The following is a 15,762-nucleotide window of genomic DNA, read 5'->3' on the forward strand; positions in this document are numbered from 1 at the left end:
GGGGCGCGGGCTGGTGCCGCCAAATTCGCCTTTCGCGAATTTTCAAACGAACGCCCCGATCCAGATACAAAAAGGCCCGCCGGAGTTCTGCCCCGGCGGGCCTTTTTCTGTTCGATCAGACGAAGCTTACTGGCCGTCGGACGATTTCATCATCCCGCCCATCAGCATCTGCGGGGTGATCAGCGAAGGGTCCTTCAACTCGGTCTGCGGCTTCATATGATCGGTCACGACCGGCTTGGGCGCAGGAGACGGCGCCGCGCCCGGCGCGATCACGCGCCAGATCATGCCTGCGGTATCATCGCTGACCAGCAGGCTGCCGTCTTGGCCCCAGGTGAGCCAGACCGGACGGCCATGGGTATCGCCCTTGCCGTCGAGGAAGCCGCTCAGCACCGGCACCGGCATCGCAGCCGTCGCATTGCCCAGCGCATCGAACGGGACATAGACGACATCGTAGCCCACCGCCGGGCGACGGTTCCACGAGCCATGGCGGGCGATGAAGGCGCCGTTGGCAAAGCCCGGTCCCAGACGCTCGCCACCCCTGGCGAAGGTCATGCCGAGCACGGCGGTATGCGCGCCCATCGCATAGCGCGGACGACGGGTATAATCGGTCATGCCGATCTGCATCGGATAGTTCGCGCGGTCATCGAAATGGTCGCGCCAGTAGACCCACGGCCAGCCATACTGCGCGCCCACCGGAACGTCGGTGAGATAGTCCGGCACCAGATCGGGGCCGAGCATGTCGCGCTCCTGCACCGTTGCCCAGAGCATGCCGGTCGAGGGATTCCAGTCCATCCCGTTGGGATTGCGCATGCCCGCCGCATAGGGACGGTGCGAGCCGGTCTTGGTGTCGATCTCCCAGATCCCGGCGCGGCCCTTTTCGGCATCGAGACCGTTGTCGGCAACGTTGGTGCCCGAACCGACCGCGACATAAAGGTGCGTGCCATCGGGGCTGAGCAGCAGGTTGCGCATCCAGTGCTGGCCACCTGCGGGCAGGTCCATCAGCTTGCGCGGCGCGCTGGTCAGCCTGGTCGCGCCCGGCGTGAACGGGAAGGCGAGGACGGCATCGTGATCGGCGATGTAGAGCGTGCCATTGCCATAGGCCATGCCCGAGGGCGAACGCATGTCGGCGGTGCGGAAGGTGAAGCGCTGTTCGGCCTTGCCGTCGCCATTGGCATCGCGCAGCAGCACGACCGTGTCGGGCGAAGCCTCGCCCGCGCCCACGCGCTTCATCATCCAGCGCGCCACCGCACCGGTGATGCCGCCACCCTCGCGGCTGACCGCAGGGGCATTCGTTTCCGTCACCAGCACATCGCCATTGGGCAGCGTCAGCATCGTGCGGGGATGATCGAGCCCTTCGGCAAAACGGCTGACCGACAGGCCCCTACCTGCATCGGGCTTGCCGTCCGCGCCCCAGCCCACCGTTTTGGGCAGGCTGACGCTCGGGAACCACTGCTTCGCCGGATCGACGAGCTTGGGATCGGGCCCGGTCGTCGCCGTGGATGGCAGGTCCGAGGAATTGGAATACTGCGTCCAGGCGAACAAAGCCGCCAGCAGGACGAGAATGACGAGCAGCGCCAGCGCGCTTCGCTTGAGGATCGAGGCCATGGCCTTACAGATACGAGGCCATGCTCTAGGCGGCAACCTCGCTTTGGAGTATCGCTGCGCGCCATGTACGATTTCAATCTCGCCCCCGATACGCCCAAGGCCGAACGCTACGACTACCTGCTCCAGTGCGCGAGCGCGCTGGTCGATGGTGAGCCCGACGGCATTGCCAACATGGCCAATCTTGCCTCGCTGATGTGGCAGTTGGTGCCCGATCTCAACTGGGCCGGGTTCTACCGCTCGGTCGAGGACGAACTGGTGCTCGGGCCGTTCGTGGGCAAGCCCGCCTGCATCCGCATTCCCTTCGGACGCGGTGTTTGCGGTGCTGCGGCGTCGCAGGCCGCGACCCAGCTGGTGCCCGACGTCCACGCCTTCGAGGGCCATATCGCCTGCGACGCGGCGAGCCGTTCGGAACTGGTGGTGCCGGTGATCCGCGAGGGCAAGGTGATCGCAGTGATCGACCTCGACAGCCCCGAGCCCAATCGCTTCGACAGCGAGGACGCCGACGGCATCGAGCGCCTCGCCGCGCTGGCCGCGACCTGCATCTGAGTAACACTAAGAAGGCGGTTGTCCCGCTTCGGGGCAGCCGCCGGGCCCTGAAGATTTCCCGATCCTCATGGTGAATTTTGCGTTAAAGTCCACATATGGACCGACACGCTATCGTTCGTCTGCGCAGCCTTTGCGCCCTTGCCCTCAGCCTCGCCGCGCTGTCGGCCACGCCGGCCCTTGCAAAAGCTGTGGCGCCCGAGGCTGCTTCCGCACCAGCCCCTGCCCCCGTCCAGTTCAGCTTCGATCCCGCCGCGCGCGCGGCCTGGCTCGACGATTGCCACCGCCGCCTTGGCTATCGGGACACCGATCGCGCCACCGACAGCGGCGAATGCGAAGCCTATCTCGACAGCTACGCCGCCCGCTACGAAGCGGCGACACGCGGGGAACCGGGATACGTCTATGGCTATGCGCCGGGCATGGTGCCGGTGATGATGGTTCCGGTGGCCCCCTCAGGTGCCCCATCCACGCCCGCGCCGGTCCAGCAACCTGCCGCTGCATCTCCCGCAGCCGCGCACGGCAGCCCGGTGATCGACTATGCCTATGTCGATACCGGCTCCAGACTGTCACCCGGCAGCAAGGCATCACAACTACGCTGATACGAAAAAGGGCCGCGCGATGCGGCCCTTCCCTGTTCGATCACGAAGACCGAAATTACCGAAGTCAGATCAGATCCCGCCACCGGTAAGCCGCTGGCAGACCAGATCGAGCTGATCGAGCGTGGCATAGCGGATCGAGACAGTGCCCGAGCGCGGATCGGCATCGGCATCGATCTTCACCGGCAGGCCGAGGAATTCCTCAAGGTGCTGCTCCATCGCCGCGATATCGGCATCCTGCGTGGAACTGCGCGCAGTGCGGGCGCGGCGCGGTTCGGTGGTGCCGCGCGCCTTCTTGCGCACCAGCTTCTCGATCTCGCGCACCGACATCTGCTTGGCGATGGCCGCCTCGGCGATCTCGAACGCGCCCTCGCAACCGATCAGCGCACGGGCATGCCCCATCGACAGCTCGCCGGTCTCGACCAGCCCGATCACATCGTCGGGCAGCGCCAGCAGACGCTGGAAGTTGGCGACATGGCTGCGGCTCTTATCGACCATGCGGGCGATCTCGGCCTGGGTCATGCTCTCCGATTCGGCGAGGCGCTGATAGGCGCGGGCCTCTTCGATCGGATTGAGATCCTCGCGCTGGAGGTTCTCGATCAGCGCCAGCGCCATCACCTCGCGCTCGGTCAGCTCGCGGACCAGCGCCGGAATCTCGTGGAGGTGCGCCTTCTGCGCCGCGCGCCAGCGACGCTCACCGGCAACGAGCTGGTACTTGCCGCCCGGCATCGGCCGCACGATCACGGGCTGGATCACCCCGCGCTGCTCGATCGAAGCGGCCAGTTCGCCCAGCGCGTCCTCGTTGAAGATGCGGCGCGGCTGATCGGGATGCGGCACGATATCGGCAATCGCCAGCACCGCCAGGCCGCCCACACGTGGCGTTGCCACCACGCCCGAGTTGTGCCCAGCGCCTGCAACCGGCTCCTCGCGCCGCGTCTCACCCAGCAGGGCACCCAACCCGCGACCAAGCCCCTTGGGCTTCTGACGAGGCGTCACCGGACTTTGGGGCGGCGTGATGCGGATGATGGAATCGTCGTTCATGCCGCTTTCCTCTTTTCGGGCAGTCGTGTGATCAGCTCGCGGGCCAGCGCCATATAGGCGCGGCTGCCGGCGCAGGCATGATCGTAGATAAGCGCCGGAACGCCATGGCTGGGCGCTTCCGACAGGCGCACATTGCGCGGGATCACCGTCTCGAACACCAATTGACCGAGCACCGAACGCACATCTTCGGAGACCTGATCGGTCAAGCGGTTGCGGCGGTCGTACATCGTCAGCGCAATGCCGATGATGCCGAGTTCGGGATTGAAGCGCTGCTGCACCCGCTCCACCGTCTGGAGCAGCTGGCTAAGCCCTTCCAGCGCGAAAAACTCGCACTGGAGCGGCACCAGCAGCGTATCGGCAGCGGTCAGCGCATTCAGCGTCAGCAGCCCGAGCGAAGGCGGGCAATCTATCAGGCAGACATCGTAGGGATTTTCGACCGAGAGCGCCTTGCCCAGACGATGCGTGCGATCCTCGGCACTCACCAGCTCCACCTCGGCGCCCGACAGATCGACGGTGGCGGGCAAGAGGTCGAGGTTGGGGATCGACGTCCCCACCACGCACTGGCGCAGCGGCGCGCCATCGACCAGCAGATCGTAAGTCGAATATTCGCGATCCGCCGCCGAAACGCCGATCCCGGTCGAGGCATTACCCTGCGGATCGAGATCGACCAGCAGGGTGTTCCAGCCCGTTGCGGCAAGGGCCGTGGCCACATTGATGGCGGTGGTGGTCTTGCCGACTCCGCCCTTCTGGTTGGCAATGGCGATACGGATCATCTGGTCCTGTCCTTCCCGTCGGCCAGCGTACCGACGATGATGCCTGCCTGCGGGTCCGTCAGGGACTGTTCCACGTGGAACATGTGCCGCCACTTGCGAAGGTCGTCCAATTCTTGCTGTGCAGACCGCCCCTTGGGCAACACCCAAATCGTTTCGCTTGTGGAAAATCGGGCAGACAATGCGAGAAGTTTGTCGAGCGGTGCAAATGCGCGCGCGGAAACCACACTCACCTCACGCGATTCGACCAGTTCGAGACGGCTGCCGATTACTTGCGCACGATCCAGCCCCATCGCGATCCGCGCCCGGTCAAGCCAGTCGATCCGGCGCGCGCGCGATTCGACCATGACCACTTCCAGGTCCGGGCGCAGCGCCGCCACCGCAAGGCCCGGAAATCCCGCACCGGTGCCAAGGTCGAGCCAGACCCCCGATGTTTCACGTGGAACATAGGCCAGTAGCTGTGCGCTGTCGACGATATGGCGCTGCCACACCTGATCGAGGCTGGCAGCGGAGACGAGGTTCTGCACCTTGTTCTCTTCCACCAGCATCGCGATCAGCGTCTCGATCCGCTCGCGCGCAGCGGCATCGTATTCGGGGCGGGCCGCCAGCCAGGCCTGCGCTTCGTGCTCATTGGTAATCATGCTGCCTCCCGCCGGGCATGGACGAGCAGCGCGGCGAGCGCGGCGGGCGTGATGCCCGGTACGCGCCCCGCCGCCGCCAGCGTCGCCGGTCGCGCCGAAGTCAGTCTCTCGACCATCTCGTGCGACAGGCCCGGAACCTGATCGTAAGGAAAATCGTCTGCCAGCCGCAGTGTCTCGCTGGCCCGCAAGTCACGAAGCTCGCGCTCCTGCCGTTCGAGATAGGGCGCGTACTCGGCATCCTCGACCAGCTCTTCGAGCAGATCGGGATCGGCACCTTCTGCCCCGTCGATCCACGGCAGGAGATGCGCAAGTTCGATTCCGCCGAACCGCAGCCACTCGCGCACCGGCAGGCGCCCCTGATCGGTACGCACCGGCAGGCCCTGCGCAACGAGATCGACGGCGCCGACCTTCGTATCGAACGCCGATTCCAGAGCGACTCGCTGCTCGCCACGCTGCGCGAACCACGCGCGTCGTTCCGCCCCGACCGTCCCCGCAGCGATTGCCAGAGGTGTCAGCCGGGTCGAGGCATTGTTGGCGCGAAGGCGCAGGCGATATTCGGCGCGCGCGGTCAGCATGCGATAGGGTTCGCTCACCCCGTGCAGCGTCAGATCGTCGATCATCACGGCCATGTAGGAGTTGGCGCGGTCGATCGGCGCCGCTTCGCGCCCGAGCACTTTCGCCGCCGCGTGCATCCCTGCGACCAGTCCCTGCGCCGCCGCTTCCTCGTATCCCGTGGTGCCGTTGATCTGGCCCGCGCAATAGAGCCCCGGCATATCGCGCAGTTCCATACTGTGCCGCAGCGCGCGCGGATCTATGTGATCATACTCGACCGCATAGCCCGGCACCGCCATCTCGACACGCTCAAGCCCCTCCATCGAGCGCATCATGGCCAGCTGCACATCGGTCGGCAGCGAGGTGCTAACCCCGTTGGGATAGACAAGTGGCGTCGTCAGCCCCTCTGGCTCCAGGAATATCTGGTGGCTGTCGCGATCGGCGAAACGGTGAATCTTGTCCTCGATCGAGGGGCAATAGCGCGGACCACGCGCACCGATGGCACCACTGAACAGCGGCGAGCGATCGAGGTTGGCGCGGATCAGATCGTGCGTGCGGGCGTTGGTCCGCGTCACCGCACAGAACACTTGCGGGACGGTACGACGCGCGCCTTGCCCCTGCCCTTCGGTATCAGGCGCGCCGAGCGCCGACATCGTCCAGTGCTCGCCATCGGAGGGCTGCACTTCCAGTCGCGCCCAGTCGATGGTGCGGCCATCGAGACGCGGCGGTGTTCCGGTCTTGAGGCGGGCCATCGGCAATTCGGCATCGCGAAGGCGCGCGGCGAGCCGCTGGGCCGAGGCTTCGCCGATCCGTCCGCCGGTCAGTCGCTCCTCCCCCCGGAACAGCGTGCCGCCCAGGAACGTGCCGGTGCACAGCACGACCGCACCAGCGCTCAGGCGCGAGCCGTCCGCCAGTTCGATGCCGCACACAGTGCCGCTCTCGACGATCAGGTCCGCCGCCTCACCCCCGACGATGGTGAGATCGCCCTGACGCGCCAACAGATGGTGGGTCGCCGCCTTGAACAGCGCCCGGTCGGCCTGCACGCGCGGGCCTTGTACGGCGCTGCCCTTCGAGCGGTTGAGCATACGATAGTGGATGGCCGAGGCATCGGCTGCTCGGGCGATAAGGCCGTCGAAAGCATCGACCTCGCGCACGAGGTGGCCTTTGCCAAGTCCGCCGATGGCCGGATTGCAGCTCATTGCGCCGATAGTGGCGGGATCGAAACTGACGAGCGCCGTGCGCGCGCCCATGCGGGCCGCGACAGCCGCAGCTTCGCAGCCGGCATGGCCGCCGCCGATCACGATAACGTCGAAGGAATGCATTTCGACTTCGCGCTTACGCCAGTCCACGACTCCGGTCAAAGTGCAAACACGATTTTACCCGCGCAAATGTTCCACGTGGAACATCACTTGCCGATGCAAAAGCGTCCGAACAGCGCGTCGAGCATGTCTTCCGTCGCCGCGCGCCCGGTAAGCGCATCGAACGCCAGACGCGCCAGTCGCAGCCCTTCGGCGACCACCAGCGGGTCATGCGCCGACAGTGCAATGGCAAGACCATCGACCGCCTCCCCGATCGCCCTGGCCTGCCGCGCATTGAGCGCCACAGCGCCGGGCTTCGGCAAGGTGCCGCGAGCCTGTTCGACCAGATCGCGGCGCAGGGCGTCCAGCCCTTCCCCCGTCGCGGCGGACAGCCGATGGCGGGGCGCGAATTTCTCCGAGGCTCCTTCGCGATCGATTTGCGCAGCGATCTCCCAACCGCCCTCCGGCCCTTCGCCTTCGGGTCCGAGCCAGAGCACCAGATCGGCCCGACCGAGTTCCGCACGGGCGCGATCGATACCGATGGCCTCGATCGCATCACCGGTCTCGTCGCGCAGGCCTGCGGTATCGCCGAACACGAAGGCGACGCCGCCAATGGCGACCGCGCGCGTCAGGACGTCGCGCGTCGTGCCCGCCAAGGGAGAGGTGATCGCCGCCTCATCCTCGACCAGCGCATTGAACAGCGTGGACTTGCCCGCATTGGGTGGTCCCGCCAGCACGACGCGGAAGCCCTCCTTGAGCACCTCGGCGCGGGGGCGGATAAGCCAGTCGGAAAGTTCCACGTGAAACATCGCGAGGCGCTCCGCGAAGGCAGGCGGCAGCCCCTCCACATCATCCTCGTCCGCGAAATCGAGCGCCGCCTCGACCAGTGCCGAGAGCGTCAGCACTTCGCCGCGCCACCTTTCGACCTCGCGAGACAGCGCGCCGCCCGCCAGCGCGACCGCGCTCTGGCGCTGGAGTTCCGTCTCTGCCGACAGCAGATCGGCCAGCCCTTCGGCTTCGGCAAGGTCCATCCGGCCATTGGCGAAAGATCGCCGGGTAAACTCCCCGGCCTCCGCCGGACGCAGACCGGGCAGCGCCGCCAGCGCCGCCTCGACAGCGCGGACCACGGCGCGGCCACCATGGAGATGCAGTTCGGCAAGGTCCTCGCCCGTCGCCGTCGCAGGCCCCGGAAACCACAGCACCAGCGCGTGATCGAGCAGCGCCCCGGTATGATCCCGCAAGGGCCGGAAGCTCGCATGGCGAGGGCGCGGCAAGCGCCCACCGCACAGTGCGGCAAGAGCAGTGCCGGCCTGCGGTCCGCTCACGCGCATAACGGCGATCGCTGCGGGTGGCGAACCACTCGACAGCGCGAAGATCGTATCGGTCATGGCTTGTGCAAAGCGCGGGCAGGCGCTCGCGTCAATCGTCCTTGCGCGGCTTGCTGCCGGAAGCGCCCATTCCTGCGCCACCCATCGCCATGGCGGCCCCGCTTTCGAGAAACTGCTGGAACAGCTTGAGGCCGAACTGCCCCATCGGCGCGACCTGCTTGGACAGCTCCTGCATCTGCTCGAAGCTGCCCACACCCTTCATCGCGTTCGTCAGCGCTTCGACATAGACCTCGTTCGCGCGGGTCACATCGGGCAGGCCGAGAAAGCGCCGTGCTTCTTCCGGCGTGCATTCGACTTCGACATTCATCTTCATCGTCGTCTCTCCCCGATGGCCCCGGAACCTTATCGACCCTCATGTGCTGACACATGCGCGTCGCAAAGTCCATCGCCGCGCTTTTGCAAGTGCCAAGTGCCGGAAACAGTGGGCAAAGCCATCGCATCGTCCTAGCCTGACCCGAAACCCCGACCAGAACCAAAAACGGGAGACGACCATGACATATTCATCGCAGGCGCCCACCGCGCCCTGCCCGCGTGCGGAGGTCTGACAGACCATGGCCCCCCTGCCCCGCTACACCGTTCCGGCCCTGCTGCTGCTGCTGACCGCGCTTTTCGCCCTCGTTCCCCTGCTGCACTGGTCGCTGATCCTGAGCGTCCCGCTGCTGCTGATCGCCGTTTGGGACTTCGCGCAGGACCGCCATGCGCTGCGCCGCAACTACCCGCTGATCGCCCGCGTGCGCTGGCTGTTCGAGGATCTGCGTCCGTTCCTGCGCGCCTATATCGTCGAGGGCGAGCGCGAAGGACGCCCTTACACCATCGAGGAACGCGGCCTTGTCTATGCCCGCGCCAAGGGCACGATTGACTCGCACCCGATGGGCACCGAGCTGGATGTCTATTCCGATGAATACGAATGGCTTGGGCATTCCATCGCACCGAACGAGAAGGCCCCGCCTTCGTGGCACACGCGCATCGGCTCGACCCGCGCCAAACCCTATGACAGTGCGCTGCTAAACATTTCCGCGATGAGCTTCGGCTCGTTGTCGGGCAATGCCATCGAGGCCCTGAACAAGGGTGCCGCGCTCGGCGGGTTCGCGCATGACACCGGTGAAGGCTCGATCAGCCGCTATCACCGCAAACACGGTGGCGACCTCATATGGGAACTGGGCAGCGGCTACTTCGGCTGCCGTCACAAGGACGGCTCGTTCAATCCCGAACTCTTCGCCGAGCAGGCCGCCGACCACCAGGTCAAGATGATCGAGATCAAGCTGAGCCAGGGCGCCAAGCCCGGCCACGGCGGTGTCCTTCCCGGCCCCAAGGTGACGCCCGAGATCGCCGAGGCGCGCAAGGTGGAAGTGGGCGAGGATTGCCTCTCCCCCGCTGGTCACTCGACCTTCTCGACGCCCATCGGCCTGCTTGAATGGGTGGAGCAGCTGCGCGAGCTGTCCGGCGGCAAGCCGACCGGGTTCAAGCTCTGCGTCGGCCAGCCGCATGAGATCATGGCGATCGTGAAGGCCATAGTCGAAACCCGGATCACGCCCGATTTCATCGTCGTCGACGGGGCCGAGGGCGGCACCGGTGCCGCGCCGCAGGAACTGACCGACAATGTCGGCATGCCGCTGCGCGAAGGACTGACGCTGATGCGCAATGCCCTGGTGGGTGCCAATCTGAAGCCGCACATCCGCCTGGGTGCCTCGGGCAAGATCCATTCCGGCGCGGGAATGGCACGGGCCTTCGCCATGGGCGCGGACTGGTGCAACGCCGCGCGCGCCTTCATGTTCTCGCTGGGCTGCGTCCAGTCGATGAAGTGCCACACCGGCAATTGCCCGACCGGCGTCGCCACGCAGAGCGAATGGCGCCAGCGCGGGCTGGTGGTGGACGACAAGGCCGAGCGCGTCGCCCGCTTCCACCACGAGACGCTGAAGGCCCTGCGCGAGATCGTCGTCGCCATGGGCTATCGCAGCCCGTGGGAGCTGAGCCCGCACGACATGTATCAGCGGATCGACAGCGCCAAGGCCGGGCCGCTCGACGAAGTCTACGAGTTCCTGCAACCCGGCGAACTGCTGGCCGATCCCCTCGCCACGCAATACGCCCACGCCTGGAAGGTCTCGCGCGCGGACACCTTCCGCCGCGTGACCTGACCTATACGGAGTAGTTCGAATGACCCAGCCCTACCGCATGATAGCCCACCGGCACGGCGGCCCCGAGGTGATCGAGCGCGAGGACTTCGCCGTCCCCTCGCCCGGTCCCGGCCAGATCGTCATCGCAACCGAGGCGGTGGGGCTGAACTTCATCGAGACGTACTTTCGCAAGGGCCTCTATCCGGGTCCGCTGCCGGTGCAGTTCGGCACCGAAAGCGTCGGGCGGATCGTCGCGCTGGGAGAAGGCCTTGCCGGTTTCGCGATCGGTGAGCGCGTGGGCTGCTGCGTCGGCAGCAACGGCGCCTATGCCACGCACCGGGTGATCGAGGCCACGCGCGCGATCCCGATCCCCGATGCGATCTCACCCGAGATTGCCGCAGCGGTGCTGCTCAAGGGCCTGACGACCTGCTACCTGGCCGAGGATACCTACCCGGTCACGGCGGGCACCGTGGCGCTCGTCCACGCGGCGGCAGGCGGTGTCGGCTCGCTGCTGGTGCCCTGGCTGACCAACAAGGGCGCAACGGTGATCGCCCACTGCGGCAGCGCCGAGAAGGCCGCAAGCGTGCCGACCGAGCACTCGCTCCACGGCTCCTTTGATGCGCTGCCGGACGCCGTGCGCGCCATCACCGGCGGGGCGATGTGCCATGTCGTCTACGATGGCGTCGGCAAGACATCGTGGAACGCCTCGCTCGCCTGCCTGCGCCCGCGCGGGCTGATGGCAAGTTTCGGCAATGCCTCCGGCGCGGTGGGTGAAATCACCCCGCTCGACCTGATGCGCGGCGGCTCGCTCTATCTCACGCGGCCTACCTTGGCGGACTACGTGGCGACGCCCGAGGCGCTGCGGATCGCGTCGACCAAGTTGTTCGACCGGATCGCCAGCGGCGTGCTTGTCCCGAAGATCGGGCGCACTTTCGCGCTGGCCGAGGCCGCCGAAGCGCACCGGGCGCTGGAGAACCGCGAAACGACGGGGTCTACCGTGCTGGTTCCGTGAAGGATTGGAAATGATTACGCAGGGGAGCATAGCCCCCCTGCACCCCCGTTACGTCTTCCGACGCTGGGGTTTCACTAGTCGATGGAAGCGCTCCAAGGCGCCGTACAGGCCAATTACGAGAGCAGGGTGATGATACCCAGCTGGGGATCCACAAAGCCTTCGTAGATCATCTTGGCGGCGACATAGACGATCACGGCAAGGCCCACCCAGGCGATCCAGCGGTAACGGTCGATATACTTGGCGATCAGGTTCGCCGCCACACCCATCAGCGCCACCGCCACGATCAGGCCGACGATCAGGATGCCGGGATGATCCCGCGCGGCACCCGCCACCGCCAGCACGTTGTCGATCGACATCGACACGTCGGCAAGCGCCACGGAGAACACTGCGGCGCCGAAACTCCTGGATGCGGGAAGGCCGGAATGCTCGTCGCCCTCCACTTCGGGAGAGCCTGCCGAGCCCTGCGCACGGGTTTCGCGATACATCTTCCAGGCAACCCACAGCAGCAGCAGGCCCCCTGCGAAGACCAGCCCAACGATACCGAGCAACCAGGTGACGATCAGGGCAAAGCCGATGCGCATCACCAGCGCGGCGAGCACCCCGATGGTGATGACCTTGCGGCGCTGGTCGGCAGGAAGGCCCGCCGCAAGGGCACCGACGACGATCGCATTGTCGCCCGCCAGCACCACGTCGATCATCAGCACCTGCACGAAGGCAGACAGCGCGGCGGGCGATCCAAGGTTCGAGAAATCGCTGACGATATGCTGCCAGATCTCCGCCGGGCCACCCATCGCGGGGGCCGAGGCGGAAGCTGTTGCTGCCAGTAACGTCAGGATGCTCATGTCCGGGATCGCCCCCTTTTTCTGGTTCCGGCGACGAACCCTTACTGGTTCATCGTCGAGAAGAAGTCCTCGTTGGTCTTGGAGTCCTTCATCTTGTCGAGCAGGAACTCCATCGCATCGACGGTGCCCATCTGCATGAGAATGCGGCGCAGCACCCACATCTTGGTGAGCTGGTCCTTCGGGACGAGCAACTCTTCCTTGCGGGTGCCCGACTTGCCGACGTCGAGCGCCGGGAAGATGCGCTTGTCCGCCACCTTGCGGTCAAGGACGATTTCCGAGTTACCGGTGCCCTTGAACTCTTCGAAAATGACCTCGTCCATGCGGCTGCCGGTGTCGATCAGGGCCGTGGCGATGATCGAGAGCGAACCGCCCTCCTCAATGTTGCGCGCCGCACCGAAGAAGCGCTTGGGGCGCTGCAGGGCGTTGGCGTCGACACCGCCGGTCAGCACCTTGCCCGACGAGGGGACGACAGTGTTGTAGGCGCGGCCCAGACGGGTGATCGAGTCGAGCAGGATCACCACGTCGCGCTTGTGCTCGACAAGGCGCTTGGCCTTCTCGATCACCATTTCGGCGACCTGGACGTGACGCTGCGCAGGCTCGTCGAAGGTCGAGGAAATGACCTCGCCCTTCACGCTGCGCTGCATGTCGGTGACTTCCTCGGGGCGTTCGTCGACCAGCAGGACGAGCAGGAACACCTCGGGGTGATTGTCGGTGATCGCCTTGGCGATGTTCTGGAGCAGAACCGTTTTACCGGTGCGCGGCGGCGCGACGATCAACGCGCGCTGGCCCTTGCCTTGCGGCGAGATGAGATCGATCACGCGGCTCGACTTGTCCTTGACCGTGGGGTCGAGGTTGTCGAGCTTGAGGCGCTGATCGGGATAGAGCGGCGTCAGGTTGTCGAAGTTGACACGGTGGCGCACCGCATCGGGATCATCGAAGTTGACGCTCTGCAGCTTGGTGATGGCAAAGTAGCGCTCGCCCTCCTTGGGGGCGCGGATCTCGCCTTCCACGGTATCGCCGGTGCGCAGGCCCCATTTGCGGACCTGGTTGGGTGAGACATAGATGTCATCGGGACCGGCGAGATAGTTCGCTTCCGGGTTGCGCAGGAAGCCGAAGCCATCGGTCAGCACTTCGATCGTGCCCTGCCCGATGATTTCCTCGCCGTCCTCGGCCACTTCCTTGAGGATCGCGAAAATCAGATCCTGACGGCGCAGCGTCGAGGCGCTTTCGACGCCCATGTCTTCGGCCATTTCGACCAGTTCGGCCGACGACTTCTTCTTGAGTTCTTTGAGATGCATTGTTCGTGTGTCTTGTTTTTATTCCGGGATGGAAGAGGTTTCGGCCGACAATTTTTGAAAAGCGGATTTTCGTAAAACGCGAAGGATCGAAAGGCTTGGGGAAAGCGGATCCGGGTGGCGTTCCGGGTTCCCGTGGAACCCATTGCCGGACATGCTCCAGATAGGCGTGCCGGTGCCTTTGGTCAACGGATGATCTTCGGACGGAGGCCGGACCGGGACAGGGTGAGTCTGCCTGACCACGCAGCCCGAACAGGGTCACAGAGTTCCAGATACGAAAAGGCGCGCGGAAGGCCAGCTCCCCCCGCGCGCCTTTTCTCGGCCCTTATCTCGGCAAAGTCGCTTGTTCAGAAAGGTTTGACGACCACCAGCACGACGATCAGCACCGCCGCGATGCTCGGCACTTCGTTCAGCATGCGCAGCGCCTTGCCCGACAGCGGACGCTCGCCGCGCGCCAGCTTCTTCGCATAGCCGACCAGCCAGCCATGATAGCCCGAGAGCAGCAGCACCAGCAGGAGCTTGGCGTGGAGCCACGGCGCCATCCAGAATCCCATCGCGGTTGCCAGCAGCACCCCGAACACCCAGACCGCGATCAGCGAAGGCGTCAGGATGATCGTGCGCAGCTTGGCCTCGCGATCGATCCAACGCGCTTCCTCGGGCGAACCGGGCTCGGCCTCCTGATGGTAGACGAAATAGCGCGGCAGCATGAACAGGCCCGCCATCCAGAAGATCACGAAGATGATGTGACCCGCCTTCAGCCACGGGTAGATCGACTGCAGAAACTCCATGAAACATCCCTTGGGCGCGGCCGCGCCTCTCTGGTCCAGCCCTTTTCGGGCCCCTTACGTCCTGTAACCCTGACCTTTCCTGAACGTTGCCGCTCGGGTCAAGGCGCATTCAATCCACGCTGCGCACCACATCGAGCAACCGCTGAACGTGCTCGATCGGGGTGAACTGGCCGATGCCATGGCCCAGATTGAACACGTGGGGACGATCGGCGAAGGCATCGAGCACGCGGCGGGCTTCCAGCTCCAGCGACGCGCCGCCCGCCAGCAGCACCAGCGGATCGAGATTGCCCTGCACGGGAAGGCCTTGGGGCAGTTCGCGTGCGGCCCACACCGGGTCTATCGTCTCGTCGATCCCTACGGCATCGACTCCGGTCTCGCGGGCATAGGCGAGGAGTTTCTCGCCCGCACCCTTGGGGAAGCCGATTACTGGCACGCCGGGATGGCGGCGGTGAATCTCGGCGGCGATCCGCGCGTTGGGGGCGATGACCCAGCGCTCGAATTCGGACGGCGCGAGAGTCCCGGCCCAGCTGTCGAACAGTTGCACCGCTTCGGCGCCTGCGGCGATCTGGCCGGAGAGATACTCGATCGTTACCTCGGTGATGGCATCGATGATCGCCTGGAACGCCTGCGGATCGCGCCAGGCCATCGCCCGCGTTTCTGCCTGATCCCGACTCCCTTCGCCTGCGACCATATACGTCGCGACCGTCCAGGGACTTCCCGCAAAGCCCAGCATCGTCACCCCACCCGGAAGGTTGGCGACGACGCGCTTCACGGTGTCATAGATCGGAGAGAGTCTCTCGGGCACGGCGGTCAGCGAGGACAGCGCGTGATCGACCAGCTTGGGCGAGAGCTTGGGGCCTTCACCGGCGAGGAATTCCAGCCCCTGCCCCATCGCATAAGGCACGATCAGGATGTCGGAAAACAGGATCGCGCCGTCAAAGCCGAAACGGCGGATCGGCTGCAGGGTGATTTCGGCGGCGGCGGCTGAATCATAGACCAGCGCCAGGAAGCCGCCCTTCTCGGCCCGAAGCGCGCGATATTCGGGCAGATAGCGCCCTGCCTGACGCATGAGCCACACCGGGCGGCGGCGGATATTTTCGCCGCGCAGGGCGTTCAGGAGAGGTCCGGGCATCGCGTTTCGGGTCCGATCAAAAAAAATAAGAGATTCTTGAATTAAGGATTCAGGAGTTGTTGGGCCTGTGGAAATCGGGGATTGCCGGTCCTTGCCCGATTTGTCCCGGAATGAACAGGCTGACTCCGTTTTGCGACTCTCCATG

The 15,762-nt window shown here is 65.5% G+C and carries 15 protein-coding genes; 4 read left to right on the plus strand and 11 right to left on the minus strand.

The features are described 5' to 3' along the window. Positions 1-126: 126 nt before the first annotated feature. Positions 127-1,605, minus strand: a complete 1,479-nt coding sequence (locus tag AC3EC3_RS09150; protein ID WP_488489322.1) for a PQQ-dependent sugar dehydrogenase — start codon at positions 1,603-1,605, stop codon at positions 127-129. A 63-nt stretch (positions 1,606-1,668) separates the two neighbouring features. Here AC3EC3_RS09150 and AC3EC3_RS09155 point away from each other — a divergent pair, with 63 nt between their 5' ends. Then, positions 1,669-2,151, plus strand: coding sequence for a GAF domain-containing protein (locus tag AC3EC3_RS09155; RefSeq protein ID WP_488489323.1), 483 nt, complete (start codon positions 1,669-1,671; stop codon positions 2,149-2,151). Positions 2,152-2,246: 95 nt separating this feature from the next. Then, positions 2,247-2,747, plus strand: a complete 501-nt coding sequence (locus tag AC3EC3_RS09160) for a hypothetical protein (protein WP_488489324.1) — start codon at positions 2,247-2,249, stop codon at positions 2,745-2,747. A gap of 69 nt (positions 2,748-2,816) precedes the next feature. Here AC3EC3_RS09160 and AC3EC3_RS09165 read toward each other — a convergent pair whose 3' ends face one another. The 6 genes from AC3EC3_RS09165 to AC3EC3_RS09190 all read right to left on the minus strand — a co-directional run bounded on the left by AC3EC3_RS09165 (position 2,817) and on the right by AC3EC3_RS09190 (position 8,747). Next, positions 2,817-3,785, minus strand: a complete 969-nt coding sequence (locus tag AC3EC3_RS09165) for a ParB/RepB/Spo0J family partition protein (protein ID WP_488489325.1) — start codon at positions 3,783-3,785, stop codon at positions 2,817-2,819. Then, on the minus strand, positions 3,782-4,558 hold the full coding sequence (locus AC3EC3_RS09170) for a ParA family protein (protein WP_260926094.1): 777 nt from the start codon (positions 4,556-4,558) through the stop codon (positions 3,782-3,784). The genes AC3EC3_RS09165 and AC3EC3_RS09170 overlap by 4 nt, the downstream gene beginning before the upstream one ends. Beyond that, on the minus strand, positions 4,555-5,196 hold the full coding sequence (rsmG, locus tag AC3EC3_RS09175) for a 16S rRNA (guanine(527)-N(7))-methyltransferase RsmG (RefSeq protein WP_488489326.1): 642 nt from the start codon (positions 5,194-5,196) through the stop codon (positions 4,555-4,557). Before rsmG ends, AC3EC3_RS09170 begins: the two co-directional genes overlap by 4 nt. After that, positions 5,193-7,070 carry a tRNA uridine-5-carboxymethylaminomethyl(34) synthesis enzyme MnmG gene (gene mnmG / locus AC3EC3_RS09180; RefSeq protein WP_488489831.1) on the minus strand — a complete coding sequence of 626 codons (1,878 nt, stop codon included), beginning with the start codon at positions 7,068-7,070 and terminating at the stop codon, positions 5,193-5,195. Before mnmG ends, rsmG begins: the two co-directional genes overlap by 4 nt. An 83-nt stretch (positions 7,071-7,153) precedes the next feature. Then, entirely contained in the window at positions 7,154-8,434 is a 1,281-nt protein-coding gene (gene mnmE, locus AC3EC3_RS09185; protein WP_488489327.1) for a tRNA uridine-5-carboxymethylaminomethyl(34) synthesis GTPase MnmE, read from the minus strand. Positions 8,435-8,465: 31 nt separating this feature from the next. Further along, entirely contained in the window at positions 8,466-8,747 is a 282-nt protein-coding gene (locus AC3EC3_RS09190; RefSeq protein ID WP_488489328.1) for a DUF6489 family protein, read from the minus strand. A gap of 238 nt (positions 8,748-8,985) precedes the next feature. On the opposite strand from AC3EC3_RS09190, the gene AC3EC3_RS09195 reads away from it, so the two are divergent. Then, positions 8,986-10,569: an FMN-binding glutamate synthase family protein gene (locus tag AC3EC3_RS09195; RefSeq protein WP_488489329.1), complete on the plus strand. Its 1,584-nt coding sequence runs from the start codon at positions 8,986-8,988 to the stop codon at positions 10,567-10,569. A 19-nt stretch (positions 10,570-10,588) separates the two neighbouring features. Beyond that, positions 10,589-11,560, plus strand: a complete 972-nt coding sequence (locus tag AC3EC3_RS09200) for a quinone oxidoreductase family protein (protein ID WP_488489330.1) — start codon at positions 10,589-10,591, stop codon at positions 11,558-11,560. A 113-nt stretch (positions 11,561-11,673) separates the two neighbouring features. Here the strand turns inward: AC3EC3_RS09200 and AC3EC3_RS09205 are convergent, their stop codons facing one another. From AC3EC3_RS09205 to hemE, 4 genes are all read right to left on the minus strand, one after another. Next, complete coding sequence (locus AC3EC3_RS09205; protein ID WP_488489331.1) at positions 11,674-12,402, minus strand: TerC family protein; 729 nt, start codon at positions 12,400-12,402, stop codon at positions 11,674-11,676. Positions 12,403-12,443: 41 nt separating this feature from the next. Then, positions 12,444-13,700: a transcription termination factor Rho gene (gene rho / locus AC3EC3_RS09210; RefSeq protein ID WP_260926072.1), complete on the minus strand. Its 1,257-nt coding sequence runs from the start codon at positions 13,698-13,700 to the stop codon at positions 12,444-12,446. Between the two features lie 344 nt (positions 13,701-14,044). Beyond that, entirely contained in the window at positions 14,045-14,485 is a 441-nt protein-coding gene (locus AC3EC3_RS09215; RefSeq protein ID WP_488489332.1) for a CopD family protein, read from the minus strand. 109 nt (positions 14,486-14,594) lie between these two features. Beyond that, positions 14,595-15,617, minus strand: a complete 1,023-nt coding sequence (hemE, locus tag AC3EC3_RS09220) for a uroporphyrinogen decarboxylase (protein ID WP_488489333.1) — start codon at positions 15,615-15,617, stop codon at positions 14,595-14,597. Positions 15,618-15,762: the final 145 nt, after the last annotated feature.

This window comes from Novosphingobium sp. BAM6 (genome assembly GCF_057784955.1).